The sequence below is a fragment of the Cellulomonas sp. SG140 genome, assembly GCF_025770785.1.
GTDB lineage: Bacteria > Actinomycetota > Actinomycetes > Actinomycetales > Cellulomonadaceae > Cellulomonas.
Genome location: NZ_JANZLA010000004.1, coordinates 306,858 through 331,956, shown reverse-complemented (window position 1 = coordinate 331,956; position 25,099 = coordinate 306,858). Strand labels below are relative to the sequence as shown.

The 25,099-nt window shown below is 73.9% G+C and carries 21 protein-coding genes; 6 read left to right on the top strand and 15 right to left on the bottom strand.

Going from position 1 to position 25,099, the window contains the following annotated elements; genetic code table 11:
• The first annotated feature begins 41 nt into the window (after positions 1–41).
• Together N0B34_RS10250 and N0B34_RS10245 are read left to right on the top strand one after the other, a co-directional pair.
• Positions 42–872: a response regulator transcription factor gene (locus N0B34_RS10250; RefSeq protein WP_263731272.1), complete on the top strand. Its 831-nt coding sequence runs from the start codon at positions 42–44 to the stop codon at positions 870–872.
• A 122-nt stretch (positions 873–994) separates the two neighbouring features.
• Entirely contained in the window at positions 995–2,152 is a 1,158-nt protein-coding gene (locus N0B34_RS10245) for a sensor histidine kinase (protein WP_263731271.1), read from the top strand.
• Here the strand turns inward: N0B34_RS10245 and N0B34_RS10240 are convergent.
• The 15 genes from N0B34_RS10240 to N0B34_RS10170 all read right to left on the bottom strand — a co-directional run bounded on the left by N0B34_RS10240 (position 2,142) and on the right by N0B34_RS10170 (position 21,315).
• A complete protein-coding gene (locus N0B34_RS10240; protein WP_263731270.1) occupies positions 2,142–2,750 on the bottom strand; it encodes a TetR/AcrR family transcriptional regulator in 609 nt (202 codons plus the stop codon). The two genes, N0B34_RS10245 and N0B34_RS10240, sit on opposite strands and share 11 nt — an antisense overlap.
• Before the next feature lie 54 nt (positions 2,751–2,804).
• Entirely contained in the window at positions 2,805–4,196 is a 1,392-nt protein-coding gene (locus N0B34_RS10235; RefSeq protein WP_263731269.1) for an HNH endonuclease signature motif containing protein, read from the bottom strand.
• Between the two features lie 232 nt (positions 4,197–4,428).
• A complete protein-coding gene (locus N0B34_RS10230) occupies positions 4,429–5,565 on the bottom strand; it encodes a DNA polymerase III subunit delta' (protein WP_263731268.1) in 1,137 nt (378 codons plus the stop codon).
• Complete coding sequence (gene tmk, locus N0B34_RS10225; RefSeq protein WP_318529983.1) at positions 5,562–6,224, bottom strand: dTMP kinase; 663 nt, start codon at positions 6,222–6,224, stop codon at positions 5,562–5,564. Before tmk ends, N0B34_RS10230 begins: the two co-directional genes overlap by 4 nt.
• A gap of 95 nt (positions 6,225–6,319) precedes the next feature.
• The gene (locus tag N0B34_RS10220) at positions 6,320–7,333 is read right to left on the bottom strand and encodes a Gfo/Idh/MocA family protein (protein ID WP_263731267.1); all 1,014 of its coding nucleotides are present in this window, start codon (positions 7,331–7,333) and stop codon (positions 6,320–6,322) included.
• Positions 7,334–7,407: 74 nt separating this feature from the next.
• On the bottom strand, positions 7,408–10,137 hold the full coding sequence (topA, locus tag N0B34_RS10215) for a type I DNA topoisomerase (RefSeq protein WP_263731266.1): 2,730 nt from the start codon (positions 10,135–10,137) through the stop codon (positions 7,408–7,410).
• A 57-nt stretch (positions 10,138–10,194) separates the two neighbouring features.
• On the bottom strand, positions 10,195–11,079 hold the full coding sequence (locus N0B34_RS10210; RefSeq protein WP_263731265.1) for a phosphatase PAP2 family protein: 885 nt from the start codon (positions 11,077–11,079) through the stop codon (positions 10,195–10,197).
• Between the two features lie 59 nt (positions 11,080–11,138).
• Positions 11,139–11,495 carry a hypothetical protein gene (locus N0B34_RS10205; RefSeq protein WP_263731264.1) on the bottom strand — a complete coding sequence of 119 codons (357 nt, stop codon included), beginning with the start codon at positions 11,493–11,495 and terminating at the stop codon, positions 11,139–11,141.
• 115 nt (positions 11,496–11,610) lie between these two features.
• Positions 11,611–12,645, bottom strand: a complete 1,035-nt coding sequence (locus tag N0B34_RS10200) for an alkaline phosphatase family protein (protein ID WP_263731263.1) — start codon at positions 12,643–12,645, stop codon at positions 11,611–11,613.
• A gap of 94 nt (positions 12,646–12,739) precedes the next feature.
• Complete coding sequence (locus N0B34_RS10195) at positions 12,740–13,831, bottom strand: ABC transporter ATP-binding protein (RefSeq protein ID WP_412175729.1); 1,092 nt, start codon at positions 13,829–13,831, stop codon at positions 12,740–12,742.
• Between the two features lie 8 nt (positions 13,832–13,839).
• Positions 13,840–14,832, bottom strand: coding sequence for an ABC transporter permease (locus N0B34_RS10190; RefSeq protein WP_263731261.1), 993 nt, complete (start codon positions 14,830–14,832; stop codon positions 13,840–13,842).
• Position 14,833: 1 nt separating this feature from the next.
• Positions 14,834–15,814, bottom strand: a complete 981-nt coding sequence (locus tag N0B34_RS10185; protein WP_263731260.1) for an ABC transporter permease — start codon at positions 15,812–15,814, stop codon at positions 14,834–14,836.
• Positions 15,811–16,941 carry an ABC transporter ATP-binding protein gene (locus tag N0B34_RS10180; RefSeq protein ID WP_263731259.1) on the bottom strand — a complete coding sequence of 377 codons (1,131 nt, stop codon included), beginning with the start codon at positions 16,939–16,941 and terminating at the stop codon, positions 15,811–15,813. Before N0B34_RS10180 ends, N0B34_RS10185 begins: the two co-directional genes overlap by 4 nt.
• Positions 16,942–17,037: 96 nt before the next feature.
• Positions 17,038–18,726 (bottom strand): ABC transporter substrate-binding protein, encoded by a 1,689-nt coding sequence (locus N0B34_RS10175; protein ID WP_263731258.1) that lies wholly within the window; start codon positions 18,724–18,726, stop codon positions 17,038–17,040.
• 60 nt (positions 18,727–18,786) lie between these two features.
• On the bottom strand, positions 18,787–21,315 hold the full coding sequence (locus tag N0B34_RS10170; RefSeq protein WP_263731257.1) for a beta-glucosidase family protein: 2,529 nt from the start codon (positions 21,313–21,315) through the stop codon (positions 18,787–18,789).
• A 107-nt stretch (positions 21,316–21,422) separates the two neighbouring features.
• On the opposite strand from N0B34_RS10170, the gene N0B34_RS10165 reads away from it, so the two are divergent.
• From N0B34_RS10165 to N0B34_RS10150, 4 genes are all read left to right on the top strand, one after another.
• Positions 21,423–22,166 carry a TetR/AcrR family transcriptional regulator gene (locus tag N0B34_RS10165; RefSeq protein WP_263731256.1) on the top strand — a complete coding sequence of 248 codons (744 nt, stop codon included), beginning with the start codon at positions 21,423–21,425 and terminating at the stop codon, positions 22,164–22,166.
• Between the two features lie 60 nt (positions 22,167–22,226).
• Positions 22,227–22,550: a DUF2277 domain-containing protein gene (locus N0B34_RS10160; protein ID WP_263731255.1), complete on the top strand. Its 324-nt coding sequence runs from the start codon at positions 22,227–22,229 to the stop codon at positions 22,548–22,550.
• A gap of 88 nt (positions 22,551–22,638) precedes the next feature.
• The gene (locus tag N0B34_RS10155) at positions 22,639–23,376 is read left to right on the top strand and encodes a response regulator transcription factor (RefSeq protein WP_263731254.1); all 738 of its coding nucleotides are present in this window, start codon (positions 22,639–22,641) and stop codon (positions 23,374–23,376) included.
• Complete coding sequence (locus tag N0B34_RS10150) at positions 23,373–25,085, top strand: sensor histidine kinase (protein WP_263731252.1); 1,713 nt, start codon at positions 23,373–23,375, stop codon at positions 25,083–25,085. The genes N0B34_RS10155 and N0B34_RS10150 overlap by 4 nt, the downstream gene beginning before the upstream one ends.
• The last annotated feature ends 14 nt before the right edge of the window (positions 25,086–25,099 follow it).

Here is a 25,099-nt window from a genome sequence, read left to right as displayed (position 1 = left end):
CTCGCCCGGCACGACGGGCGAGGCAGCCGACAGGAGGATCGATGGCGCAGGGCAGCGGGCTGGTGGTGCTCGCCGAGGACGACCCGGCGGTGACCGAGCTGGTGCGCCTGTACCTGACCCGCGACGGGTTCACGGTGCAGGCCTACGCCGACGGCTCGCACGCGCTGCAGGCCGTGCTGACCCACCGGCCCGTCGCCGTGGTGCTGGACATCGGGCTGCCCGGCCTGGACGGCATCGAGGTGTGCCGACGGCTGCGGGCTCGCGGGGACCGCACGCCGGTGCTGTTCGTCACCGCACGGGACGACGAGGTGGACCGGGTGCTCGGGCTCGAGCTCGGCGCCGACGACTACGTCACCAAGCCGTTCAGCCCCCGCGAGCTCGTCGCCCGGGTGCACGCGGTGCTGCGCCGGACGCAGCCGGTGGACGCCGAGCGGCTCACGCTGGGGCCCGTGACCGTCGACGTGCCCGGCCGGCGGGTGTGGGTCGCCAACCGTCCGGTGCACCTGACCGCCACGGAGTTCGACCTGCTGGCGCACCTGCTGCGCTCGCCGGGACGGGTGTGGCAGCGCGAGGAGCTGCTCGCGGCGGTCTGGGGCTACGCCGACGCGGGCAGCCGCACGGTCGACGTCCACGTCGCCCAGCTCCGCGCCAAGCTGGGCCCGGACGCACCGCTGCGCACGGTCCGCGGGGTCGGCTACGCGGCCGACGAGGCGGTGGGCGGCACCGAGCAGGGCGGACGCGCCGATGCTGACCAGGGGGAGCGCGCGTCCGGTGACCCGGGCGAGCCAGACGCAGCCGACCAGCAGGAGCGCAGCGCTGCCGACCCCGACCCCCGTGGACCCTCCGACCAGCGTGGGCGAGGTCGGCGGTGACCGGCAGGCCGGCGGACGATCGGTCTCCCGCCACTGTTCCGATCCCCGTCGCCAGCCCTCCGGACGCACCCCGCCGCGACGCCCCCCGTCGGTGGTACGGCCCCCTGAGCCTCAGCGTCCAGATGACCCTGGTGTGCGTCGCGGTCGCGCTGGTCGCCGCCGCCCTCTCGGGGGTGGCCGCCGCGCGCGCCGTCGTCCAGGAGGACCGCATCGCGGCTGCCGCGGCGGCGGCGCCCGAACCGGTCGCCACCACTCCGGCGGAGCGAGCTCGGGAGCGGGCGCGTGAACGGGCACTGGCGCGCGCCGAGGCCCGGCCGCTGCAGCGCGTTGAGCGGGCGGTGGCCATCGCCCTCGCCGTGGGGCTCGGCGTCGGTCTCCTCGCCGGCGGAGGTGCCGCCCGGCTGCTGACCCGTCCGCTGCGACGCACCGCCGTCGCGGCGGCCGCCCTGCAGCACGGCCGGCGTGACGTCAGGGTGCCGGCCGAGGGTCCTCCCGAGATCGCCGAGGTGGCCGACTCGCTGAACTCCCTGGCCGCGGCGCTGGCGACGTCCGAGGCCCGGCAGCGTCGGTTCCTGCTGTCCGTCTCCCACGAGCTGCGCACACCGCTCACCGCGGTGCAGGGGTTCGGCGAGTCGATCGCAGACGGTGTGGTCGAGGGTGAGCAGGCCCGGGAGGCCGGCCGCGTGGTGGTCGCGGAGTCGCAGCGGCTGGCCCGGCTGGTGGAGGACCTGCTGGCGCTGGCCCGGATGGGTGCGGACGACTTCCGGCTGGAGCCGGCCACGGTGGACCTCGGCGCACTGGTCGACGATGCCGGCCGCAGCTGGTCGGCCCGGGCGGCGACGTCCGGCGCGGTGCTGCGGGTCGAGCTGCCGCCCGTGCCGCTCGTGGTCCGCACGGATCCCGGCCGGTTGCGGCAGGTGCTCGACGGCCTGGCGGCGAATGCCGTCCGAATGACCCCGGCCGGCCGCCCGGTGGTGCTGGCCGCACGCGCGCCTGCTCCGACCGACCCGCCTGGGACGGCCGCCGTGCTGCAGGTGCGCGACGGCGGGCCAGGACTGACCGAGGCCGACCGTGCCGTCGCCTTCGAGCCCGGTGCGCTCGGCGCGCGCTACCGCGACGAGCGGCCCGTGGGCGTCGGCATCGGCCTGTCGCTGGTGCACGGTCTGGTGCAGCGGCTCGGCGGCGCCATCGCCGTCGACGTCGCCCCGGAGGGCGGTGCGGCGTTCACGGTCGCCCTGCCCGTTGCGGCACCGGCCGGCGCGCCGTCCCCTATGGCGTGACGGGCTGCTCCCCGCCGGTGAGCAGCGGGACGACGACCTCGTCGACGATCGCCCTCACGGCCTGGGCCGACGGCGCCCGCAGCGTCGTCGTCACCTCCTGACGCAGCAGGTCAGCGGCGAGGCGCAGGGTGCGCGACGTGACCCGGCTCGGGTCCACCTCGCCCCTGCGCTCGGCACGGCGCACCACCTCCACGACCGCGGCACCGCCGCCGCCGAGCCAGTGCTCGCGCAACGCGTACGGGGCGATGCCGGTCTCCCGGTAGAACTCCCCCATCTGCACGCCGAGCAGCACCATCACGTCCGAGCGCCCCGTCATCGCCTGCAGGATCTCGAGCAGGTCGCCGCGCAGGCTGCCGGTGTCCGGCACCGGTCCGGCGTCACCGGCGGTGCGGTGCCGCAGGGCCGCCAGCGCCAGGTCACGACGAGTGGCCCAGCGGCGGTAGACGACGCTGCGCGACGTGCCGGCCCGCGTGGCGACGGCCTCGAACGTCAGATCGGCATAGCCCCGCTCCACCAGCTCGGCCCACGCCGCCTCGAGCAGCGCCGCGTCGAGCTGAGCGCCGCGGCGTCGGCGCCGCGGGACCCCATCAAGATCCACGAGCGCATCTTATCGAGGCCCACGATTCAAGAGACACTGATGCCTCTAGTGCCGCTACCCGCCGCCCAGGACAGCCAGCCTCCCGGCGTCCGTGCGACCACCCGCTGTCGCGACGAGCGGTACGCCGTGGCGGCTGGTGAACGACCACCCGCCGCCCGACGACCGGCGAATCTGTACGTGGTGCCGGTGGACCACGTCGTGGTGGTGCCAGCACAGCAGGACGCCCGTGTTGACGTCGGTCTCGCCACCGTCCCGCACCCACTCGGCGACGTGGTGGATCTCGCCCAGCGCCGGCGGCGCAGTGCACCCGGGATATCGGCACGTGCCGTCGCGGGCCACCACCGCCCTCCGGCGGGGTCCGGCGTAGGTGCGCTCGGCGCGGCCGACGTTGATCACCTGGGAGTCCGGACCGAACACGAGGCGCGAGACGGCGGAGTCGCAGGCCAGTCGCGCGAGGACCGTCTGCGGCACCGGCCCGGCACCGACCAGCTCCGCCACCGCGAACCGGTCGACCTCCGCGACGGTTGGCAACCGGAACGGTCGTCGCGCTCCTGTGCGCGCGCCGCCCTCCACCACTCGACGCTCCGCCACTCGGCGCTCCGCAGCTCCACCGGCGTCGCGCAGGTCCGGGGCGCCGGCCTCGACAGCACGCCGCAACGTCTCGAAGTCGACGACGACGTCGAGGTGCGGTCGGACCGCTGCACCGGTGCCGACCAACCCGTGGTCGAGAACGAGCCGTGCCACGTCCGCCAACCCCTGCGCGCGACGCTGCTGCGTGGTCCGCCGGTCGTCCGGCGCCGGGGCCGTCATCACGGTGTCCAGCGCGGCGTCGACCGCAGCACCGTGCTCGGTCGTCAGGAAGCCGGAGAGGTGGTACCCGCCCTTCGTGGCAGCGAGCCCCACGAACTCCCGGTCGCACGCCTCTCGGTACCCGCGCTCGTCCGCCTCGGGATCGGCCGCAGCGGCCCAGCGCCGAGCCAGCCGGCGGAACCCGTCGGCGCCGTCCTGAGCGGCGTGCTCGACGAGGAACTCCTCACCGCACTCCTCCGCCGAGGCCGCGAGAGCGTCGCACCGCGGCTCGCTCGTCGCGACGACCGTCACCATCGTCCGCACCTGGTCCCGGCCCACCACCCCGGCCAGTGCTGCGGCGCTCGTGCCGGGCAGATGGGCACGCAGCACGCGGCCCGTGGTGACGAGCTCGCGCGCCCTGACGAACGACATCCCGGTGCGTGCGGCCAGCCAGTGCGCGAACGAGCGGGAACCGTCGGCCGCCCACATCCCGTCCTCGGCCGCCGACGCCGACAGCCACGCAGCGGCGGCGCTCAGGCGGTCCACCTGCTCGACGAGGTTGAGCAGCACGTCGAGGGCTTCACCGCCGAGAAGACCGCCGACCGACGAGGGCTGCCGCACACCCTCCACGACGGCGTCGACCGCCACAGTGAGCACGCCGACGACTCCGTCCGCCGCCGACCCGTGCACCGCCACCACCGCCCACCCCTGAGACCCGTCCCGCCAGGACCAACGATATCGGGTCCTTGCGCTATTCGAACGTGTGTTCGTCGCCCTGTGTGTTCGCTGTGAGCGATACGGCCCGTGCGCCGACGGCAGCGTCCACCGCATCGCCGCCCAGAAGCTGCGTAGAGATACGAGGCCGACTCTTACCTGAGCGCCCCTACCCTCAGCCCTGCGGCCGGAGCGCCACCGCCATCGCTTCGACCGCCAGCAGCGGCGCCACGTTCCCGGCCAGCCGCGTCCGTGCGATGCCCACGGCATCCATCCGCCGCAGCGTCTGCTCCGCGGTGCTGTCCGCCGCCAGCCCCCGCACCAGGGCCTCGTGCTCGCTGTTGACCAGCTCCACACCCGCCCCGAGCTGCACCACCAGCACGTCGCGGTAGAGCGACAGCAGGTCCACCATCGCGCGGTCCAGCACGTCGCGCTGCGAGCGGGTCGCGCGGCGCTTCTGCTCCTCCTCGAGCTGGCGCACCTGCGCCCGCACCGTCGGCGGCAGCGTCGCGGCGTTCTCGGCGCCGAGCGTGTGCAGCAACGCCGCACGCTCGGCCGCGTCCTTCTCGTCCGTCCGCGCGCGGGCCTCCGCCTGCGACGTCTCGACCAGCTCCCCCGCCGCGAGCACCGCGTCGCCGACGCCGCGGATGCCGCCCGCCAGCTCGAGCACGCGGTTGCGGCGAGCCCTCGCGTCCGCGTCCCGCGCGAGCCGGCGCGCGATACCGACGTGGCTCTGCGCGGCACGGGCCGCCACCAGGGCTGTGGTCGGGTCGATACCGTCCCGACGAGCCAGCAGCTCCGCGACCGCATCGACCGGCGGCACCCGCAGCGGCACCGAACGGCAGCGCGAGCGCAGGGTGACCAGCACGTCCTGGGCGCTCGGCGCGCACAGCACCCAGACGGTGCGAGCCGCCGGCTCCTCGATCGCCTTGAGCAGCACGTTGCCCGACGAGTCGTTCAGCCGGTCCGCGTCCTCGACCACCACCACCCGCCACCGGCCCTGCGACGGCGCCCGCGCCGCCAGCTCCACCAGCGGGCGCGCGGTGTCGACGCGGATGAACACGCCCTCGGTGGCCACCAGCGTCACGTCCGGATGGGTGCCCGCGAGCGTCGTCGTGCACTCGTGGCACACCCCGCAGCCGCCGCGTGGGCACTGCAGCGCCGCGGCGAAGGCCCGCGCCGCGTTGGACCGGCCCGATCCCGGCGGCCCGGTCAGCAACCAGGCGTGGGTCATCGCCGTCGGGTCCGCCACCGCGTGCGAGAGCACGGCGACGGCCGGCTCCTGCCCGACGACGTCGTCCCAGACGGTCACGACGAGGCCCGGCCCGAACGCCCGACGTCCCCCGCGGCACCCACCGGCACACCGCTCAGCAAGGGCTCCACACGCGCCCGGATCGCCGCTGCCAGCTCGTCGGCCGGCCGCGTCCCGTCCAGCACCAGCCACCGCCCCGGGTCCGCCGCCGCCCGGTCGAGGAACGCCTGTCGCGTCCGCCGGTGGAACTCGTCACCGGCGCGCTCGAGCCGGTCCGGCTCCCCGGTCAGCCGCGCCTTGCCCGCCACCGGGTCGATGTCGAGCAGCACCGTCAGCGCCGGCAGCAGCCCCTCGGTCGCCCACAGCGACAGCTGCTCGACGGCGTCCGCACCCAGGTCCCGGCCGACCCCCTGGTACGCCACCGACGAGTCGAGGTACCGGTCGGTCACCACCACCTCGCCCCGCTCCAGCGCGGGACGCACGACGGTGGTGACGTGGTGCGCGCGGTCGGCGGCGTACAGCAGCGCCTCGGTGCGGGCGTCGACGTGGTCGCCGTGCATCACCGCGGTGCGGAGCACGCGGCCCAGCTCGGTGTCCCCCGGCTCGAAGGTGAGCAGCACCGTGCGGCCGGTGTCCTCGAGCCAGTCGCGCAGCGCACGGGCCTGCGTCGACTTCCCGGCCCCGTCACCGCCCTCGAAGGACACGAACAGCCCGTTCACGTGCGCCAGGGTAGCCGCCGGCACCGACAGCGCCCGGCACGGCGAGGGGGACCGGCCGCCTCGACCGGTCCCCCTCCGCCACCGTCGGCTGCGGGTCAGCCCCGCGGCTCGCCCGGGTACACGACGCCGACCTGCCGCCGCACCTCGTCCATCGTCCGCAGCACGGCCAGCGTGCCCTCCCACGTCATCCGCGGGCTCTCGGTCTCGCCCGCGGCGACCCGACGCGCGACCTCGGCCGCCTCGTACTGCAGGCCGTTCTCGGCCGGCTGGGAGAACGTCCACACGCGCCCGTCCCGACGGGTCACCTGGAACGACGTCGGCCGGTAGAACTCCCCGGCCACCCGGATGTGACCTTCCGTGCCCGAGATGGAGGACGTGGTCGGCGTCTTGGCCCACAACGTGGTGTTCAGCGTGGCCAGAGCCCGGTCGCCGTACTTCAGCACCGTCGACACCTGCCCGTCCACGCCCGTCTCGGTGAGCACGCCGACCGCGTGCACCTCGTCGGGAACCCCCAGGAAGTCGTGCGCCCAGGCGGTGGTGTACACGCCGAGGTCGAGCAGGGCGCCGCCGGCCAGCTCAGGGGCGAACACGCGGCTGCGCGGGTCGAAGGCGAACCACTGACCGTGGTCGGCGCGCAGGTTGACGATCTCGCCGATCTCACCGGCGTCGATCACCTGGTGCAGCGCGGCGACGTGCGGCAGGAACCGCGTCCACATCGCCTCCATGACGAAGACGCCGGCCTGCCGGGCGGCGGAGAAGATCTCCTCGGCCTCGCCGACGTTGCGCGTGAACGCCTTCTCGACGAGCACGTGCTTGCCGGCCTTGATCGCCTGCAGGGCGTTGTCGCGGTGCTCGGAGTGCGGGGTGGCGATGTAGACGGCGTCGACCTGCGGGTCCTCGACCAGCTGCCGGTAGCCGACGTGGGTGGTGGGGATGCCGTGCGCCGTGGCGAACCGCTCGGCACGGTCACGGTTGCGGGAGCCGACGGCCACGAGCTGGGCCCGCGTGTGCTGCGCCACCGCATGGGCGAACACGGAGGCGATGCCGCCGGCGCCGAGGATGCCCCAGCGGATCGGAGGTGCGGTACGGGGGTCCTCGGTGCGTGGCATGGCGCCAACGTAGCGCTGCGGCGACCGCCTCGTCGCGCGCGCCCGAACGCGTCACGGCGAGCCTGGCGAACCCGTCAGGAGCGCGAGCTCGCCCGGCTCTTCCCGGCACCGGCACGGGCCCGGGGAGCGGCCTTCCGCTTGGTCGGGCCGGCCTCCCGCTTGGCCGCCAGCAGGGCGATCGCCTCTTCCGGGGTGATGGACTCCGGCGTCGTGTCCTTGGGCAGCGTGCGGTTGGTGACGCCGTCGGTGACGTAGGCACCGAACCGGCCGTCCTTCACCACGATCGGCTTGCCGCTGGTCGGGTCGGTGCCGAGCTCGCGCAGCGGCGGCGTGGCCACCGCACCACGGCCCCGCTTCGGCTGGGCGTAGATGGCCAGCGCGTCCTCGAGGGTGACGTCGAACAGCGCCTCCTCCGACGGGAGGGTGCGCGCGTCGGTGCCCTTCTTCAGGTAGGGCCCGTAGCGGCCGTTCTGGGCGGTGATCTCGGCACCCGTCTCCGGGTCGGTGCCGACCACGCGCGGCAGGGACAGCAGCTTGAGCGCGTCCTCGAGCGTGATCGTGTCCAGGGACATCGACTTGAACAGCGAGCCGGTGCGCGGCTTCGGTGCGGCGGCCAGGGCCTTCTTCTTCGCGGCCGCCGAGAGGTTCGGGTCGAGCTCCGGCTCGGGCAGCACCTCGGTGACGTAGGGGCCGTAGCGGCCGCTGCGCGCGACGATGGTGGTCCCGGTGGACGGGTCGGTGCCCAGCTCGCGGTCGCCGTCCGGCTGCGTGGTCAGCAGCTCGTGGGCCTTCTCGACGGTCAGCTCGTCCGGTGCCAGGTCGTCCGGCACCGACGCGCGCTGCGGGTCGGTGGAGCCCTCCAGCGGCGGCGCCTCGAGGTAGGGCCCGTACCGGCCGACGCGCAGCGTGATGCCGTCGCCGACGTCGATCGAGTTCACGTCCCGCGCGTCGATCTCGCCGAGGTTGTCCACCAGCCCGTGCAGCCCGCCGGACTCGCGGGAGTCGGAGCGGTCGCCGAAGTAGAACTCGGTCAGCCAGTCGACCCGGTCCCGCTGGCCCTCGGCGATCGCGTCGAGGCCCTCCTCCATGTCGGCCGTGAAGGAGTAGTCGACCAGCCGGTCGAAGTTCTCCTCGAGCAGCCGCGTGACGGCGAACGCCAGCCACGTCGGCACCAGCGCCTGGCCGCGGCTGGTGACGTAGCCGCGGTCCTGGATGGTCGAGATGGTGGCGGCGTAGGTGGACGGGCGGCCGATGCCGCGCTCCTCGAGGGCCTTGACCAGGCTCGCCTCGGTGTACCGGGGGGGCGGTGAGGTGCGGTGCCCCTCGGCGTCCAGGTCCGTGGCGGTCAGCGGGTCGCCCTGCGCCATCCGCGGCAATCGCGCCTCGCGGCCCTCGCCGGCGGAGCCGGCCGCGGCGTCGTCGTCGTACCGGGAGACGTCCCGGCCCTCCTCGTAGGCGGCGAGGAACCCGCGGAAGGTGATCACGGTGCCGGAGGCGGAGAACACGGCCTCGCGCCCGTCGCTCGCGGTCGCCGCGAGCCGCACCGAGGCCGTCTGGCCACGGGCGTCCGCCATCTGCGAGGCGACCGTGCGCTTCCAGATCAGCTCGTACAGCCGGAACTGGTCGCCGGACAGCTCGCGGGCCACCTGGGCCGGCGTGCGGAAGTGGTCACCGGCGGGGCGGATCGCCTCGTGCGCCTCCTGGGCGCCCTTCGCCTTGGCCGTGTAGATGCGGGCCGCGTCCGGCACGTACTCCGCGCCGTACAGCTCGGCGGCCTGCCGGCGGGCCGCGTCGATCGCCTGCGTGCTCAGCGCGGGCGAGTCGGTCCGCATGTAGGTGATGTAGCCGTTCTCGTACAGCCCCTGCGCGGTGCGCATCGCCTGGCGGGCGCTCATCCGCAGCTTGCGGCCCGCCTCCTGCTGCAGCGTGGAGGTGGTGAACGGCGCCGCGGGACGGCGGGTGTACGGCTTGGTGTCGAGCGACTGCACGGCGAACGGCGAGTCGGCCAGAGCGGTGACCAGGGCGGTCGCGGCGGCCTCGTCGAGCGCGACGACGCCGGACGACGAGCGCAGGGCGCCGCGGTCGTCGAAGTCGCGGCCGCTCGCGACGCGCGCCCCGTCGAGCCCGGTCAGCCGGGCGGAGAACGTCGGCTCGTCGTCGTCCGCCACCGCGAAGGTGCCGGTCAGGTCCCAGTAGTCCGCGGCGCGGAACGCCATCCGCTCCCGCTCGCGCTCCACCACCAGGCGGGTCGCCACGGACTGCACGCGGCCGGCCGACAGCCCGGGCCGCACCTTGCGCCACAGCACCGGCGACACCTCGTACCCGTACAGGCGGTCGAGGATGCGGCGCGTCTCCTGCGCGTCCACCAGCCGGTCGTCCAGCTCGCGGGTCGACGTGAGGGCCCGCTGGATCGCCTCGCGGGTGATCTCGTGGAACACCATCCGCTTGACCGGCACCTTGGGCTTGAGCTCGGCCAGCAGGTGCCAGGCGATCGCCTCGCCCTCGCGGTCCTCATCGGTGGCGAGGTAGAGCTCGTCGGAGTCCTTCAGCAGCCGCTTGAGCTCGGCGACCTTCTTCTTCTTGTCCGCATCCACCACGTAGTACGGCGTGAACCCGTTGTCGACGTCGACGGCGAACTTGCCGAACGGACCCTTCTTCATCTCCGCCGGCAGCTCGGACGGCTGCGGGAGGTCGCGGATGTGGCCCACGGACGCCTCGACGTCGTACCCCTCGCCGAGGTACCCCGCGATCGTGCGCGCCTTGGCAGGCGACTCCACGATGACGAGCTTGCGTCCTGCAGCCATGCTGTCCGGCCTCTCCAGCGTTCCGGCGCATCGGTCGAGCGCCGTTCCCGCCGAACCCTACGACCTTCCGTCAAGCGAGCCGGTGGCCCGGCGCAGCACCAGCATCGCGTCGAAGGTCAGCGCCGAGGCGGCGATCACCGCGCTCACCCCACCGGCGTAGGCCAGCACCTCGGCGGCCCGGGTGGCCGTGGCGGCGCGCACGGACCACGTGCGGACCAGCAGCAGCGCCCCGACGGCTCCCGCCGCGACGCCGCCGGCCAGCAGCACGCCGAGCACCACCGAGTACGTGCTCGGCCCCCGCTCGGTGCGGACCACCGGCACCTGGTCGGTGACGGTCGGCGCGGAGCGGCGGTAGGTGGACAGGGCGCACGCGACGGCGGTCCACGCGAGCACGACGAGGGTCGCGGCCACGGCGTCTGACGGACGGTGCCAGCGGCCGATCAGCGTCGAGACGCCGGTCGCCGCCGTGTACGCGCCGCCCAGACCGGCCACCCACGGACGGGCACGCGGCGGGACGACGAACAGCAGGGCCGCCGAGACGGAGGCCGCCGCGGTGGTGTGACCGCTCGGCAGCGTGTTGTCGCCGGTGCCGGGCTGCAGGTGCGGGCGCTGCAGCACCACCAGCTTGAGCAGCCGCGTGGTGCCGTTGGCGCCGATCACCAGCACGGCCACCTGCACGGCGAGCTCCCACCGGCGCCGGACCAGGGCCACCACCACCGAGACGGCCAGCGCCGCCGCGATGAACCACGTGGACACCACGTCGAGCACGCCGTGCGCGGTGCTCCACAGGTGCGTCTGGCCGAACCGCGCACCGTCGAACGCCAGCCGCTCCACCTGCTGACCGGCCACCGTGTCCACGAAAACCCGCCACAGCAGCCACACGCCGACGGCCGAGACGGCCGCCACCGACCAGGCGACCAGCGCCGCGCGTCGCCTGCTCACGGCCCCACGGTAGGCGACGGCACCGCTGCCACGCCGCCGGCCCGTCGGCCCACGGCCCGTCAGGCCACGGCGACCGGCACCGGCTCACCGGCGCCGACCACCAGCGCGTGCGTGCACGCACCCAGCCGGCCCCGCGCCTCGTCGTCCGCGTTGATGCACAGCAGGCAACCGCCACGGCCCTCGAGCCGGGCCGCCGCCTCGTCGATCGCCGCGGCCGCCCGTCCGGACCGCAACCGCGCCGCGCCGAGGTCGAGCACGACGAGCGAGGCGCACGCGGAGAGCGCGTCCAGCAGGGCCCGCAACCGGCCGACGTCCTCCCGCCCGAACGACCCCGCCGGTCGCACCTGGGCGGTGAGCCACCCCTCGCCCTCCAGCGGTCGGTGCTCGGACGTGCGCGGCACGGTGGGAACCGTCATGGCTGGCCTCCTGGTCGATGTGACCCGGTCAGCCCATCGCCCGATCCTGGGACGGTGCTGGGAGCCGACGTCGGGATGCCTGAGAGCGGCGCGGTCCCGACGACGACCCGCCCGGTCAGCCGCCGAGCCCGGGGATCGTCGTCGCCTGGGCCGCGGAGCCGAGCAGCGGCAGGCCGAGCAGCTGCTCGGTGGTGCGCAGCAGGGAGTAGTGGTCCAGGCGCGTGCCGATCCGGGTCTGCGCGGGGACGGTGGGCGCGACCACCAGCAGCGGGACGTGGTTGTCGTGCGCGCTGTCGTCCTCGTCCCACGTGATCAGCACCACCGTGGTGCCGCGGGTGTACGCGCTGCTGTTCAGCACCGCCGGCAGGTGCTCGCGCAGCCACGTGTCGCCGGTGGACACCGAGCAGTCGTGCATGTCGTGGCACAGGTCGGGCGTGACCAGGGAGAACGCGGGCAGCCGGTCGGTGGCTAGGTCGGTGGTCAGCTGGCCGAGGCCGACGTCCCAGCGGGCGCAGTCGGCCCGGAGTGCCGTGTAGTAGGCGGCCGGGTTGTGGCGGACGGCATAGGAGCCCGAGGAGCTGGGTGCGCACGGCGACGGCATCCCCTCCTGGTACGACCGCCACTGCTTGCCGGCGGCCGCCACCTGACCGAACAGGGACGGGCCGGACAGCGGGTGGACCGCGGGGTCGCCGTCGTCCGCGACGCCGTTGGTGGAGCCGGAGGTGGCCGCGAGGTAGTTGGGCAGCGACGGGTGCGTGACGCCGTGGTAGTCCATCGCGAGCGCGCACGAGGCGGCGAGCGTGGTGATGTAGGACGCGTCCGGCGAGCCGATGATGCTGGTCGAGGGCTTGTACTCGAACCAGATCCAGATCACGTGCTCCCAGGTGGCCGGCTGCGCGGCGCCGACGCACGGCCGGTTCGACGAGACGCCGGACACGCTGGGTGACGGCGCCGACGTGGACCCGTCGGCGGCCGTGGCGATCGAGGACCCGGCCTCCGCTCCCGCCGACGGCCGCGCGGACGCCGCGGTGGCCGAACCGTCGGACGGCGACGTGCCGACCGTGCACCCGGCCAGCAGCAGGAGCACCCCGGTGGCGCCGACCAGCGCCGACCGTCCCGTCGTCAGCCGACCCTGCACCCGAACGCGCACCCGCACACTGTGCCGCCCCCACCTACCGGGACGCGAACCGGCGGGCCGCCGGGGACGGACCCGGCGGCCCGCCGGCCGGCTCAGCGGGCCCGGCTCAGCGGGCTGCGAGCTCCGCCGGCACGGGCACCGGCTCGAACCCGGCGGCGGCCACCCGGTCCGGGTCGTGGCGCAGGCACGCCACCGACCGTCGCGGGTCGTCGCCGGCCACCGCCGGGACCACCAGCTCCGGCCGCACCGCCGCGCACGCGTCGAACGCGTACGGGCAGCGGGCCCGGAACGCACAGCCGGACGGCAGGGCCGCCAGGTCCGGCGGAGAGCCCGGGATGCCGCCCAGCTCGCGCTTCGGCCCGCGCAGCGGCGGGAACGAGTGCAGCAGACCGCGCGCATAGGGGTGGCGCGGGCGGCGGTACACGTCCTGGGCGGCGGCGTCCTCGACGATCTCGCCCGCGTACATGATGGCGATCCGGTCGGCGATCTCGATCAGCAGGGACACGTCGTGCGTGATGAAGACGACGGAGAAGCCGAGGCGTTCGCGCAGGTCGGCGATCTGCTCGACGATCTGCCGTTGCATCACCACGTCCAGGGCCGTGGTCGGCTCGTCCATGATCAGCACCTGCGGGTCCAGGGCCAGCGCCATCGCGATCATCACGCGCTGCCGCATGCCGCCGGACAGCTGGTGCGGGTAGCTGCGCAGCCGGTCGGTGGAGATGCCCACAAGCTCGAGCAGCTCGGCCGCCTTCTCCAGCGACTCGGCGCGGCCCATCCCGGGCCGGTGCGCCCGGATGCCGTCGGCGATCTGGCGGCCCACCCGGAACACCGGGTTGAGGGAGTTCATCGCCCCCTGGAACACGATCGCCGTGTCCTGCCAGCGGGAGGCGCGCAGCTCGGTGTCGCTCAGCGCCAGCAGGTCGCGGCGCGACCCGTCCCGGTCGGTGAACACCACCTCTCCCCCGGTGACCAGGCCCGGCGGGGGCAGCAGGCGAGTGGCGGCGTAGGCCAGCGTCGACTTGCCGCAGCCCGACTCACCGGCCAGGCCCAGCACCTCGCCGCGGTGCAGGGTCAGCGACACCTGGCGCAGCACGTGCACCGGGTCCTCGTCGTACCCGTAGTCCACCGACAGGTTGCGGATCTCGAGCACGGGATCGCCGACCACCGCCCGCCCCGGGCTGGTCTCCTCCAGCACCACGTCCACGCTCACTTCTCCTTCGCCTCGTGCACCACGGGCGTGAACCCGACGCGCGGCCGGATGCCGCGCCGGCGCAGGGAGCCGGCGTTGAGGCCGGTGCTGCGCAGGCGGGGGTTGACGAACTCGTCGATGCCGAAGTTGATCAGCGTCAGGCCGGTGCCCAGCAGGGCGATGCAGAGGCCGGCGGGCACGAACCACCACCAGGCGCCGCGCTGCAGCGCGAGGTTGCCCTGGGCCCAGAACAGGATGGTTCCCCAGTTCCAGCTGGACACGCTGGTCACGCCGATGAACGCGAGCGTGATCTGCGAGAGCACGGCGAACACCACGGTGCCGACGAAGCCGCTGGCGATGATCGCCGTCAGGTTGGGCAGGATCTCGCTGGTGATGATGCGCCACGTGCTCTCGCCGTTGGCGCGCGCGGCCTCCACGAAGTCCCGACGACGCAGCGACAGCGTCTGCGCGCGCAGCACGCGCGCGCCCCACGCCCAGCCGGTCAGCGCGATCACCATCGCGACGGTGATGCCGCCGGCCGACGGCAGCTGCCCGGCGATGATGATGATCAGCGGCAGCTGCGGGATCACCAGGAACACGTTGGACAGCGCCGACAGCGTCTCGTCGCCCGCACCGCCGAGGTAGCCGGCGGTCACGCCGATCAGCACGCCCATCGCGGTGGCCACCACCCCGGCGATCAGGCCGACCACCATCACGCCGCGGGTGCCCACGACGATCTGCGACAGCACGTCCTGACCCAGGTGGGTGGTGCCCAGCCAGTGCTGGGCCGACGGCGGCTTGAGGATCGCCGTCGAGACGGCGCTCGGGTCGTACGGCGCGATCCAGGGGCCGATCACGGCGAGCACGCCGAAGAACCCGAGGATCGCCATGCCGGTGATCGCCTTGGCGTTGCGCAGGAACAGCAGCCGGCGCCGCTTGCCCTTGCGAGCCCCCTGCACGGGAGCGGTGACGTCGGCGCCGGTGGTCAGCGCGGTGGTGTCGACGGCCATGTCAGCCCTCCTGCCGGGTGCGCGGGTCGAGCAGGGCGTACACGACGTCCGCGACGGCGTTGGCCACCAGCACGGACAGGGTGATCACCAGGAAGCAGCCCTGCATCAACGGGTAGTCGTGGTTGGACACCGCGGTGTAGAGCGCCCAGCCGATGCCCTGGTAGCTGAAGACCATCTCCATCACCAGCGTCCCGCCGACGATGAAGCCGAGGGACAGGGCGAAGCTGGACACCTGCGGCAGGATCGCGTTCCGCGCGGCGTAGCCGAACATCACGCGGCGCTCGGACAGGCCCTTGGCGTGGGCGACGGTGACGTAGTCCTCCGAGGAGACGGTCACCATCATGTTGCGCATCCCGAGGATCCAGCCGGCGATGGACGACAGCACGATGGTCAGCGCCGGCAGGGTGCCGTACCGGATCACCGACCCGGCGAACTCCGGCGTCAGCGCCGGCACCATCGACCGGTCGTAGCTGCCCGAGGCCGGCAGCCAGCCGAGCTTCACCGAGAACAGCGCGATGCACAGCAGGCCGAGCCAGAAGTACGGCACCGCCTGGAAGAAGGTGGAGACCGGCAGGAGCATGTCCGCCCAGGTGCCGCGCCGCCAGCCGATGCCCGCCCCGATCAGCGTGCCGATGACGAAGCTGAGCACCGTGGCGATGCCGACCAGCCCGATGGTCCACGGCAGCGACTGCTTGATCACGTCGACCACCGGCGTCGGGAAGTAGCTGAACGACAGCCCGAGGTTGCCGTGCAGCAGCAGCCGCCAGTACTGCACGTACTGGCTCCAGATCGACGCGTGGCTGTCCAGGCCGAACAGCACGCGCAGCGCCTGCTCGGCGGAGGAGTCGAGGCGGCCCTGGTTCTTGGCGATCAGCGCGGCGACCGGGTCGCCCGGCATCATCCGCGGGATGACGAAGTTGATGGTGACCGCGGCCCACGCCGTGATGACGTAGAAGATCGCGCGGCGGACGAAGAACTTCACGACAGGTCCTCCTCGACCGGCACGGTGGACGGGCGCGCGGGGCCCGTGGCGGCGGCCAGTGCCGCGCGGTCGCCGTAGGCGTCCAGCACCGAGCCGAGCACAGGTGCGTCGGGCCGGTCCGAGTAGCCCCAGCACGCCGACTGCCGGCCGGCACCGACCTCGAGCAGCGGCGGCACCTCCGCGCTGCACAGGTCCACCGCGAACGGGCAGCGGGGGTGGAACCGGCAGCCGCTCGGCGGGTGCACCAGCGACGGTGCCTCGCCGTGGGCGCCGTGGGCGCGGGCCGCGAGGTCGTCGGGGTCGGGCGCCGACCGCACCAGCAGCTGCGTGTACGGGTGCGCCGGCTCCTGGGTCACCGACTCGGCGTCCCCCGTCTCCACGACGCGGCCGGCGTACATCACCATCACGCGGTCGGCGAAGTACCGGGCCGAGGCGATGTCGTGCGTGATGTAGAGGATGGCGATCTGCAGGCGGTCCCGCAGGTCGCGCAGCAGGTTGAGGATGCCGAGGCGGATGGACACGTCGAGCATCGAGATCGGCTCGTCGGCCAGCAGCACGTCGGGGTCGGCCGCCAGCGTCCGGGCGATCGCGACGCGCTGGCGCTGCCCGCCGGACAGCTCGTGCGGGAACTTGTCCACGTACTGCGCCGCCGGCACCAGCTGGACGCGCTCCAGCAGCCCGGTCAGCGCCGCCTCGAGCTGTTCGCCGCGCAGCCGTCCCTGGTGGATCCGCACCGCGCGGGTCAGCGTGTACCGCACCGTGTGGATCGGGTTCAGCGAGGCGAACGGGTCCTGGAAGATCATCTGCACGCGCCGGGTGTAGGCCCGGAACGCCCGCCGACCGTGCACGGTGGCGTCCTGGCCGTCCACCAGCACCTGGCCGGCGGTCGCGGGCATCAGCTGGGCGAGCAGCCGGGCGATCGTCGACTTGCCGGAGCCGGACTCACCGACCAGCGCGACGACCCGGCCGCGGTGCAGCTCCAGGTCGACGTCCTCGACGGCGTGCACCACGTCGTGCGAGCGGACGCCGCGGACGGGGAAGTGCTTGCGCAGGCCCACGGCCTGCAGCGCCGGGACGTCGGGGGCGGGGGCCGACCGGGGCCCCGGCACGTGCGGGGGGTTGCTCAACGTTCACCTCGAGGGGACGGGCTCACCGGGTGCGGCGACCGCGGGGGACGCGGCCGCCGCACCCGGTTCGAACAGCTGACGGACGGGGTCAGGGGCTCACTTGGTGGGCGTGAGCTTCATGACGATCTGGGCGGCCTGCGGACCCGTCGGCTGCGGGTTCGCGTACGGGTCGTCGTCCGTCGGGAAGCCCGTGTAGTTCGCCGTCGAGTACTGCGCGACGGACGGACGGGCCCAGATCACCAGCGCCGGGGCGTCCTCGACGAAGTGCTTCTGCACCACGGCGAGCGAGGACTTGCGGGTGGCGTCGTCGGACGCGCCGCGGAAGTCGGCGAGCGCCTTGGTGACCTCGTCGTTCTTGTACCGGCCGAAGTCCCACGTCGCCGTCTGGCCCAGCGGCACGTACGAGGCGCCGTCCATCACGTCCGCGTACATGTTCCACGGGGTGGCGCCGCCGTCGGTCCAGTGCAGCGTCGCCTGGAAGTTGCCGTTGGGGATGATGTCGTTGAACCAGGCGTCCTGGTTCGCGGCGTTGACGGTGGCGTCGGCACCGAGCTGGGCGGCGGCCGTCTTGATCAGGTCGAGCGCCGTCAGGTAGTCGTTCCAGCCGGCCGGGTTGACCAGCTCGAAGGTGACCTTCGCACCCTTGGGGTCGAGCAGCTTGCCGGAGCCGTCCCACGTGTAGCCGGCGTCCTTGAGCAGCGCCTTCGCGGCGTTGACGTCCACCGACTGCTTCTTGCCCTTGTAGTCCGGCGCGATCCAGTCGTCACCCGACGGGCTCGGCATGCCGGTCACGGACCCGATCGCGGGCCACACGCCGGAACCGGCGAGCTGGGAGATCTGCTCGCGGTCCACCACCATGCTCAGGGCCTTGCGGAACGCGACGTTGTCGAACGGCGCCTTCTCGTTGTTCAGGTACAGCACGTCGACACCGAAGCCCCCGCCGGCGACCTGGTGGAAGGCCTTCGGGTTCTTGGCGATGTACGTGTTCTTGTAGTCGGCGATGAACGTCCAGCCCCACTGCGCCTCACCGGTGGTCAGGGCCGTGGTCAGGGCGTTGTTGTCGTTGTACGACGAGTACTGCAGCTTGGCGACCTTCGGCGTGCCGCCCCAGTAGGTCGGGTTCGGGACGAGGGTCGCGGCCTGCGGCGTCCAGGACTGCAGCACGTACGGGCCGGTGCCTACCGGCTTGGTGTCGGTGTAGGTGGTCGGGTCGACGTCCTTCCACAGGTGCTCGGGCACGATCACCTGCTTGAGCAGCTTGATCTGGTTGACGTACTCCGGCTGCGTGAAGTCGACGGTCACCGTGTTGCCCGACGCGGTCGCGGACTTGATCTGGTCCGGGAAGTCGGCGTTGATCGCCTTGTACTTGATCAGCAGGTTGATCGTGAAGGCGATGTCGTTCGCGGTGAACGCCTGGCCGTCGGACCACTTCACACCGTCGCGGGCGACGATCTTCGCCTCGGTGTAGTCGGCGTTCCACGTCACCGACGTGGCCAGCCACGGCGTCGGGTTCTCCAGCGGCTTGATGTCGTTGACCTGCATGAGCGACTCGTAGATCACCCACGCGTAACCCAGCGACTTGGCCGCGGAGCCGGTGGGGATGATCGGGCTCTGGTTCTCCGTCAGCGTGCCGTTGGGCATGCCGACGGTCAGCACCGCGCCCGATCCCTTGCCGCCGGTCCCGGACGACGAGGTGCTGCTGGCGCTGCCCGACGAGCAGGCGGTGACGGCCAGCGCGACGGCCGTCAGTCCCACGACGAGCGGTGCGAGCTTCCGCGTTCTCACAAGTGCCTCCTTGCACTGGTTGCTGCCGAACCTATGAGTGGGGGCGGACGCCCCCACCGATCACTGAGGTGCTGCTGCGCGCGTCGGCTGGACCACGTCCAGCGCCAGGCGCAGATCCCGCGAGGACCGGCCGATGCGCAGCCGGTACGTGCCGGCCGGGACGGTCCAGCCGCCCGCCCTCCAGGTGCGGAAGGCCTGCACGGCCACCGGCACCCGGACCGTGGTGGTGACGCCCGGCTCGGCGTCCACCACGGCGAACCCGCCGAGCACGCGCACCGGACGCTCGCCGCGAGGCGTGCCCTCCGGGGGCTCGACGTACACCTGCACCACCTCGCGGCCGTGCCGCACGCCCGTGTTCCGCACGGTGACGGCCAGCTCGACGGACCCGTCGGGCGCCTGGTCCGCGAGCGTCGCGGACTCGTGCTCCCAGGTGGTCCAGCCCAGCCCGTGACCGAACGGCGCCGCCGGCGTGCGGTCGAGCAGGTCCCACGACCGGTGCCCGACGTGCACGCCCTCGCGGTACTCGACCACGCCGTCCACGGGGACCGCGTCCGGCACCGGCACGTCCTGCGCGCGGGCGGGCAGCGTCCACGGCAGCCGCCCGGACGGCTCCGCACGGCCGGCCAGCACGTCGGCCACCGCGTCGGGCCACTCCTGCCCGCCGAGCCAGCCCCACACCACGCACGGCGCCCGGTCCAGCCACGGCAGCAGCACCGGCGCGCCGGCGTTGACCACCACGACGGTGCGCGGGTTGGCGGCCAGCACGGCGTCGACCAGGGCGTCCTGCTCGCCCGGGAGGGCCAGCGAGGTGCGGTCCCAGCCCTCGGACTCCACCTCCTCGGTGGTGCCGACGACGACGACCGCGACGTCGGCCGCAGCGGCTGCCGCCACGGCGTCCTCGCGCAGCCGGGCTGCCGACGGACCGGGCACGCGGTGCACCAGCAGGGCGCGGGCGAACGAGTCGTAGCCGACCGGGTGCACCGCCTGCACGGTCGCGTCGAGGTGCACCGTGGCCGGGCCGGCGACGGTCAGCGTCGCCGGGACGGGGTGGTTGACGGTCGAGTCGAGGATCACCTCGGCCCCGACCAGGTGGTCGGACGAGGACACGGTGACGCCGTCGACCAGCAGGCGATGGGCGCCCACGGTGCCGACGCCGATCTCGTGCAGGCCCGGCTCGGTCAGCCGGATCGCGGTGCGCAGCCGCACCGAGGCGGCGGCGGCCGGCGGCTCGGTCAACCAGCCGTTCCAGGTGGTGACGTCGCGGCTGTCCAGCACCGTCCCCTGGGCGTCGAGCAGCTCGACGCGCAGGCCGCGGGTGCCGTCCGGCGTGGTGCACGCCGCCAGGTCGAGGTCGGGCGGCACCAGCCGGGACCGCGCCCCGACGTGCACGTCCACCTGCACACCGAGCGCGTCCGCCAGCCGGTCGGCCAGCACCGCGCGCCGGTCCGGGGCGACCATCGAGGAGCCGCCGCCCTGCAGGAACGGCTCGACGGCGTTCGCGCCGATCAGCGCCACCCGGGTGGGCGCCGGTCCGGCGGCCGGGACGCCGGGCGCGCCGACCAGCGGCAGCAGGCCGTGGTCCCGCAGCACCACCATCGACGCCGTGACCAGGGCGCGCAGCTGAGCGGCGACCTGCGCCGGATCGGGCAGCGGGATCACGGCCGGCACGGGGTCGGTCTCGTCGTCGTCCGACGCCAACGCGCCCACCCGCTGCGCGAGCCGCAGCAGCCGCACCACCTTGTCGTCGAGCTCGCTCTCGGCCACGACACCGGCACGAACCGCGTCGAGCAGCCCGTCGCCCCAGGGCCCGTCCGGACCGGGCATCTGCAGGTCGAGCCCGCCGCGCACCGCGCCGGCGACCGACCGGGTGGCCACCCAGTCGCTGACCACGGCCCCGTCGAAGCCCCACTCGTCCTTGAGCACCTGGGTCAGCAGGTGCCGGTGCTCGAGCGCCGGGGCCGCCTCCACGCCGTCGTCCACGCCGCTGTAGGCGCCCATCACGGACCAGGCACCGGCGCGCACCGCCGCCTCGAACGGCGGCAGGTAGACCTCGCGCAACGTGCGCTCGTCGACCCGTGACACGTACCGGGTGCGGTCCGTCTCGGAGTCGTTGGCGACGAAGTGCTTGACGCACATGGCCACCCCGGCGCGCTGCGCGGCGTCGACCAGCGGCACCGTGATCAGGGACGTCAGCAGCGGGTCCTCGGAGAAGCACTCGAAGTGCCGGCCGCCCACGGGCGTGCGCTGCAGGTTCACCTGCGGGGCGAGCACCACGTCGACGCCGTGCCGGTGGGCCTCGGCCGCGAAGAACGTGCCGACGCGGTCCGCCAGCTCGACGTCCCAGGTGGCCGCGAGCGCGGTCGGGGCAGGAAACGACGCGGACGTCCCGGCGTCCGGGCCGATGCCGCGCACCCCCGCCGGTCCGTCGGACAGCACCATCGCCCGCAGCCCGATCCGGGGGATCGCGGTGGTGGTCCACAGCCCGGCGCCGACGACGAGCGCGACCTTCTCCTCGAGGGTGAGGGTGCCGGCGAGCGCGACGAGCGCGTCGGTGCCGGTGCTCGGCTGCTGAGCCGTGTCGAGTGCCACTGCGGTGGGGCCTTCCGATCGGGGGACGTCGTCGTCCGACCGGAGAACAGAACCACATCGCTTACTTACCTGTCAGTAAGTGATTGATAACAGTATGGTGTCGGTCCATGGCGGACCCCGCTCCTCCGACGTCGGCGTCGACGGACGCCGCACCGGGCAGCGCCGCGCCCGCGGGCCGCTCGACGAAGCCCGGCGCCACGGCCGCGCGCGGGCCGCGCCGCCGCCCCGCCACAGCGGAGCGCCGCGAGGAGATCCTGCGCGCGGCGGCCCACACCTTCGGCGCCAAGGGCTACAAGACCGGTTCGCTGGCCGACGTGGCCGAGCAGGTCGGCATGACCCACGCCGGCGTGCTGCACCACTTCGGCTCCAAGGAGCAGCTGCTGATCGAGGTGCTCGAGTACCGCGACAAGGAGGACGTCCGCGACCTCGAGGGCCAGAAGATCCCCAGCGGCCTCGAGCTGTTCGTCCACCTGCTGCGCACGGTCCGGGCCAACGAGCAGCGCCGCGGCGTGGTGCAGGGCTACACGGTGCTGACCGGGGAGTCGGTCACCGAGGGGCATCCGGCCGCGGCGTGGGCCGGCAACCGGTTCTCGATCCTGCGCGGGGAGATCGTCGACGCCCTGCGCGAGCTGGCCGGCCCCGACGTGCCCGAGCTGACGTTGAGCCAGGCCGCCAGCGCGATCATCGGCGTGATGGACGGCCTGCAGGTGCAGTGGCTGCTCGACCCCGACGCCGTGCACCTGGCCGAGTCGACGACGTTCGCCATCGAGGCGATCGTCGCGGCGGCGGTCGCCGGGGCTGCCGCCCCGCTGCCGGTGCCACCGCCGGCCCCGTCCGGACAGGGCCGCTGAACCACCGACGTCCGGACCACGTGCTGGGCCGATGTCGGCCGGCGCGCCTACCGTCGAGGGATGTGCCGCAACATCACCACCCTGCGCGGCCTCGAGCCGCCCGCCACCACTGACGAGATCCAGGCCGCGGCGGTCCAGTACGTCCGCAAGGTCACCGGCATCACCAAGGTCACCGACGTGACCCGGGAGGCGTTCGACGCCGCCGTCGCGGCGGTCGCGGCCGCGACCGCGCAGGTGCTCGACGACCTGCCGGAACGCCGGAACCCGCCGGCGAAGCTCCCGCCGCTGCGCCGTGAGGACGTCGCCGCCCGGGTGGCTGCGCGTCAGCGCGCCCGTGAGGAGCACGAACGGCTGCACGAGCTGGGCCTGCCTCACACGCACTGAACCGTGCTCGGCCGCCGCCCGCGCGTGGCACAGCAAACTCTCAGGCTCGATCCAGGGCCGCCACAGCGTCCGCTCCCACGCTGGTCGCATGACGACCACCGCCGCCCGACGCCCCGACGTGCTGACCCGTGCCGACGGCTCCCCCGTCCGCGCGCTCGTCGTGGACGACGAGCCCAACCTGGCCGAGCTGCTGTCCACGGCGCTGCGGTACGAGGGCTGGCAGGTGGAGCACGCGCTGACCGGCCACGCGGCCGTCCGTCGGGCCAAGGACCTGGACCCGGACGTCATCGTGCTGGACATCATGCTGCCGGACCTCACCGGTCTGGAGGTGCTGGCCCGCGTCCGCGCGACCCACCCCAACGTGCCGGTGCTGTTCCTCACCGCGAAGGACGCCGTCGAGGACCGCATCGCCGGCCTGACCGCCGGTGGCGACGACTACGTGACCAAGCCGTTCAGCCTGGAGGAGGTCGTCGCACGCCTGCGTGCGCTGCTGCGCCGGGCCGGTGCGGCGTCGGGTCGTGAGGAGGCCCAGCTGGTGGTGGGCGACCTGCGGATGGACGAGGACAGCCACGAGGTGTGGCGGGGTGCCGACGAGGTCCACCTGACCGCCACCGAGTTCGAGCTGCTGCGGTACTTCATGCGCAACCCGCGCAGGGTGCTGTCCAAGGCCCAGATCCTGGACCGGGTGTGGCAGTACGACTTCGGCGGGCAGGCCAACATCGTCGAGCTGTACGTCAGCTACCTGCGCCGCAAGATCGACAAGGGACGGGCGCCGATGCTGCACACCCTGCGCGGCGTGGGGTACGTGCTGCGCCCGGCGGCGTGAGCACGCGCTGGACTCTGCGGCGGCGGCTGCTGGCCACCGTCCTGGGACTGCTCGCCGTCGTCGCGACGGTGATGGGGGTCGCCTCGACCCTCGCGCTGCGGGCGTCGCTCGTCGCGCAGATGGACGACCGGCTGCGGTCGGCGAGCCAGCGTGCGGTGCACGCGCCCGAGCGGAGCACGAGCGGCACCAACGGCACGACCGGCACCGGATCGGCCGCGGCGGCGTCCGGCACCTCCCCGACCCCGTCTGCCACCACCCCGCCGACACCCTCCGCCGACACCCGCCCGCCCTGGTTCGAGGGTCCGGGCCAGGAGGTCGGGACGGCCAACATCGTCGTCACCGCCGGCGTGACCCGCGCCGGCTACATCGGCACCGACGGCACCTACCACCACCTGGACGCCACGCAGCAGGCGACGCTGCTCGCTCTGCCGCCGGACGGCACCGTGCACCCGGCCGACCTCGGCGCGCTCGGCGGCTACCGGGCGGTGGCCGTCCACACCGAGACGGGCGCCACCGTGGTGACCGCCCTGCCGACCAGCGACATGGAGGCGACGGTCGAGCGGTACGTCGTCGTCGAGGTGCTGGTGGCCGTCGTCGGGCTCACCCTGGCCGCCGTCGGCGCCAACGTGCTGCTGCGCCGCGAGCTGCGACCGCTGATCCGGGTGGCCGCCACGGCCACGCGCGTGTCCGAGCTGCCGCTGGACAAGGGCGCCGTGCGGATCCGTGACCGGGTGCCGGCGCGCGACACCGACTCGACCACCGAGGTCGGCCAGGTCGGTGCGGCACTGAACCGGATGCTGGGCCACGTCGAGCAGGCGCTGGCCGCGCGCCACGAGTCCGAGTCGCAGGTGCGCCGGTTCGTCGCCGACGCGAGCCACGAGCTGCGCACCCCGCTCGCGTCGATCCGCGGGTACGCGGAGCTGGTGCGCCGCTCCGAGGAGGAGCTGCCGGGCGACGCGCGGCAGGCGATGACCCGGGTCGAGGCGGAGACGGTCCGGATGACCGCCCTGGTCGAGGACATGCTGCTGCTGGCCCGGCTGGACGCCGCGCAGCCGCTGGAGCACGAGCCGGTGGACCTGTCGGCGCTGGCCGTGGATGCGGTCGCGGACGCGCACGCCTCCGGGCCGGACCACACGTGGAGCCTCGCGCTGCCGGGTGGCGACGACGTCCCGGACGATGTGCCCGACGGCTTCGTGGACCGCTTCGACGACGACGACCTCACCGACGACGCCGTCGACGAGCTCGATCCCGACCCGGACGACGAGCCGTCCACCGAGGTGCTCGGTGACGACCACCGCCTGCGCCAGGTGCTCGCCAACCTGCTGACCAACGCCCGCGTGCACACCCCGGCGGGCACGCACGTGCAGGTGGCCGTGACCCGGGAGGGTGCTGACGTCGTCGTGCGGGTGACCGACGACGGCCCCGGCATCCCGCCGGACCTGCGCGAGCGGCTGTTCCAGCGGTTCACCCGTGGGGACGCCTCGCGCAACCGCGCCGCGGGCTCGTCGACCGGGCTCGGGCTGGCGATCGCGCACGCCGTGGTCGCCGCGCACGGCGGCGAGCTGTCCGTCGAGAGCGAGCCGGGGCACACCCAGTTCGTCGTCCGGCTGCCGGCCGCCGCACCTCCGCCGACGCCGGCTCCGAAGCCGGCCCCGGCTCAGTCGCGGGCCCCACAGCAGCGCCACAGGGAGCACCTGCCGACCGCGTAGGTCCGCTCGGCAAC

Coding starts and splice junctions, on each gene's coding strand:
- N0B34_RS10250 (WP_263731272.1), top strand. CDS start 42: ATGGCGCAGGGCAGCGGGCTGGTGGTGCTCGCCGAGGACGACCCGGCG.
- N0B34_RS10245 (WP_263731271.1), top strand. CDS start 995: ATGACCCTGGTGTGCGTCGCGGTCGCGCTGGTCGCCGCCGCCCTCTCG.
- N0B34_RS10220 (WP_263731267.1), bottom strand. CDS start 7,333: ATGCCACGCACCGAGGACCCCCGTACCGCACCTCCGATCCGCTGGGGC.
- topA (WP_263731266.1), bottom strand. CDS start 10,137: ATGGCTGCAGGACGCAAGCTCGTCATCGTGGAGTCGCCTGCCAAGGCG.
- N0B34_RS10205 (WP_263731264.1), bottom strand. CDS start 11,495: ATGACGGTTCCCACCGTGCCGCGCACGTCCGAGCACCGACCGCTGGAG.
- N0B34_RS10190 (WP_263731261.1), bottom strand. CDS start 14,832: ATGGCCGTCGACACCACCGCGCTGACCACCGGCGCCGACGTCACCGCT.
- N0B34_RS10165 (WP_263731256.1), top strand. CDS start 21,423: ATGGCGGACCCCGCTCCTCCGACGTCGGCGTCGACGGACGCCGCACCG.
- N0B34_RS10160 (WP_263731255.1), top strand. CDS start 22,227: ATGTGCCGCAACATCACCACCCTGCGCGGCCTCGAGCCGCCCGCCACC.
- N0B34_RS10155 (WP_263731254.1), top strand. CDS start 22,639: ATGACGACCACCGCCGCCCGACGCCCCGACGTGCTGACCCGTGCCGAC.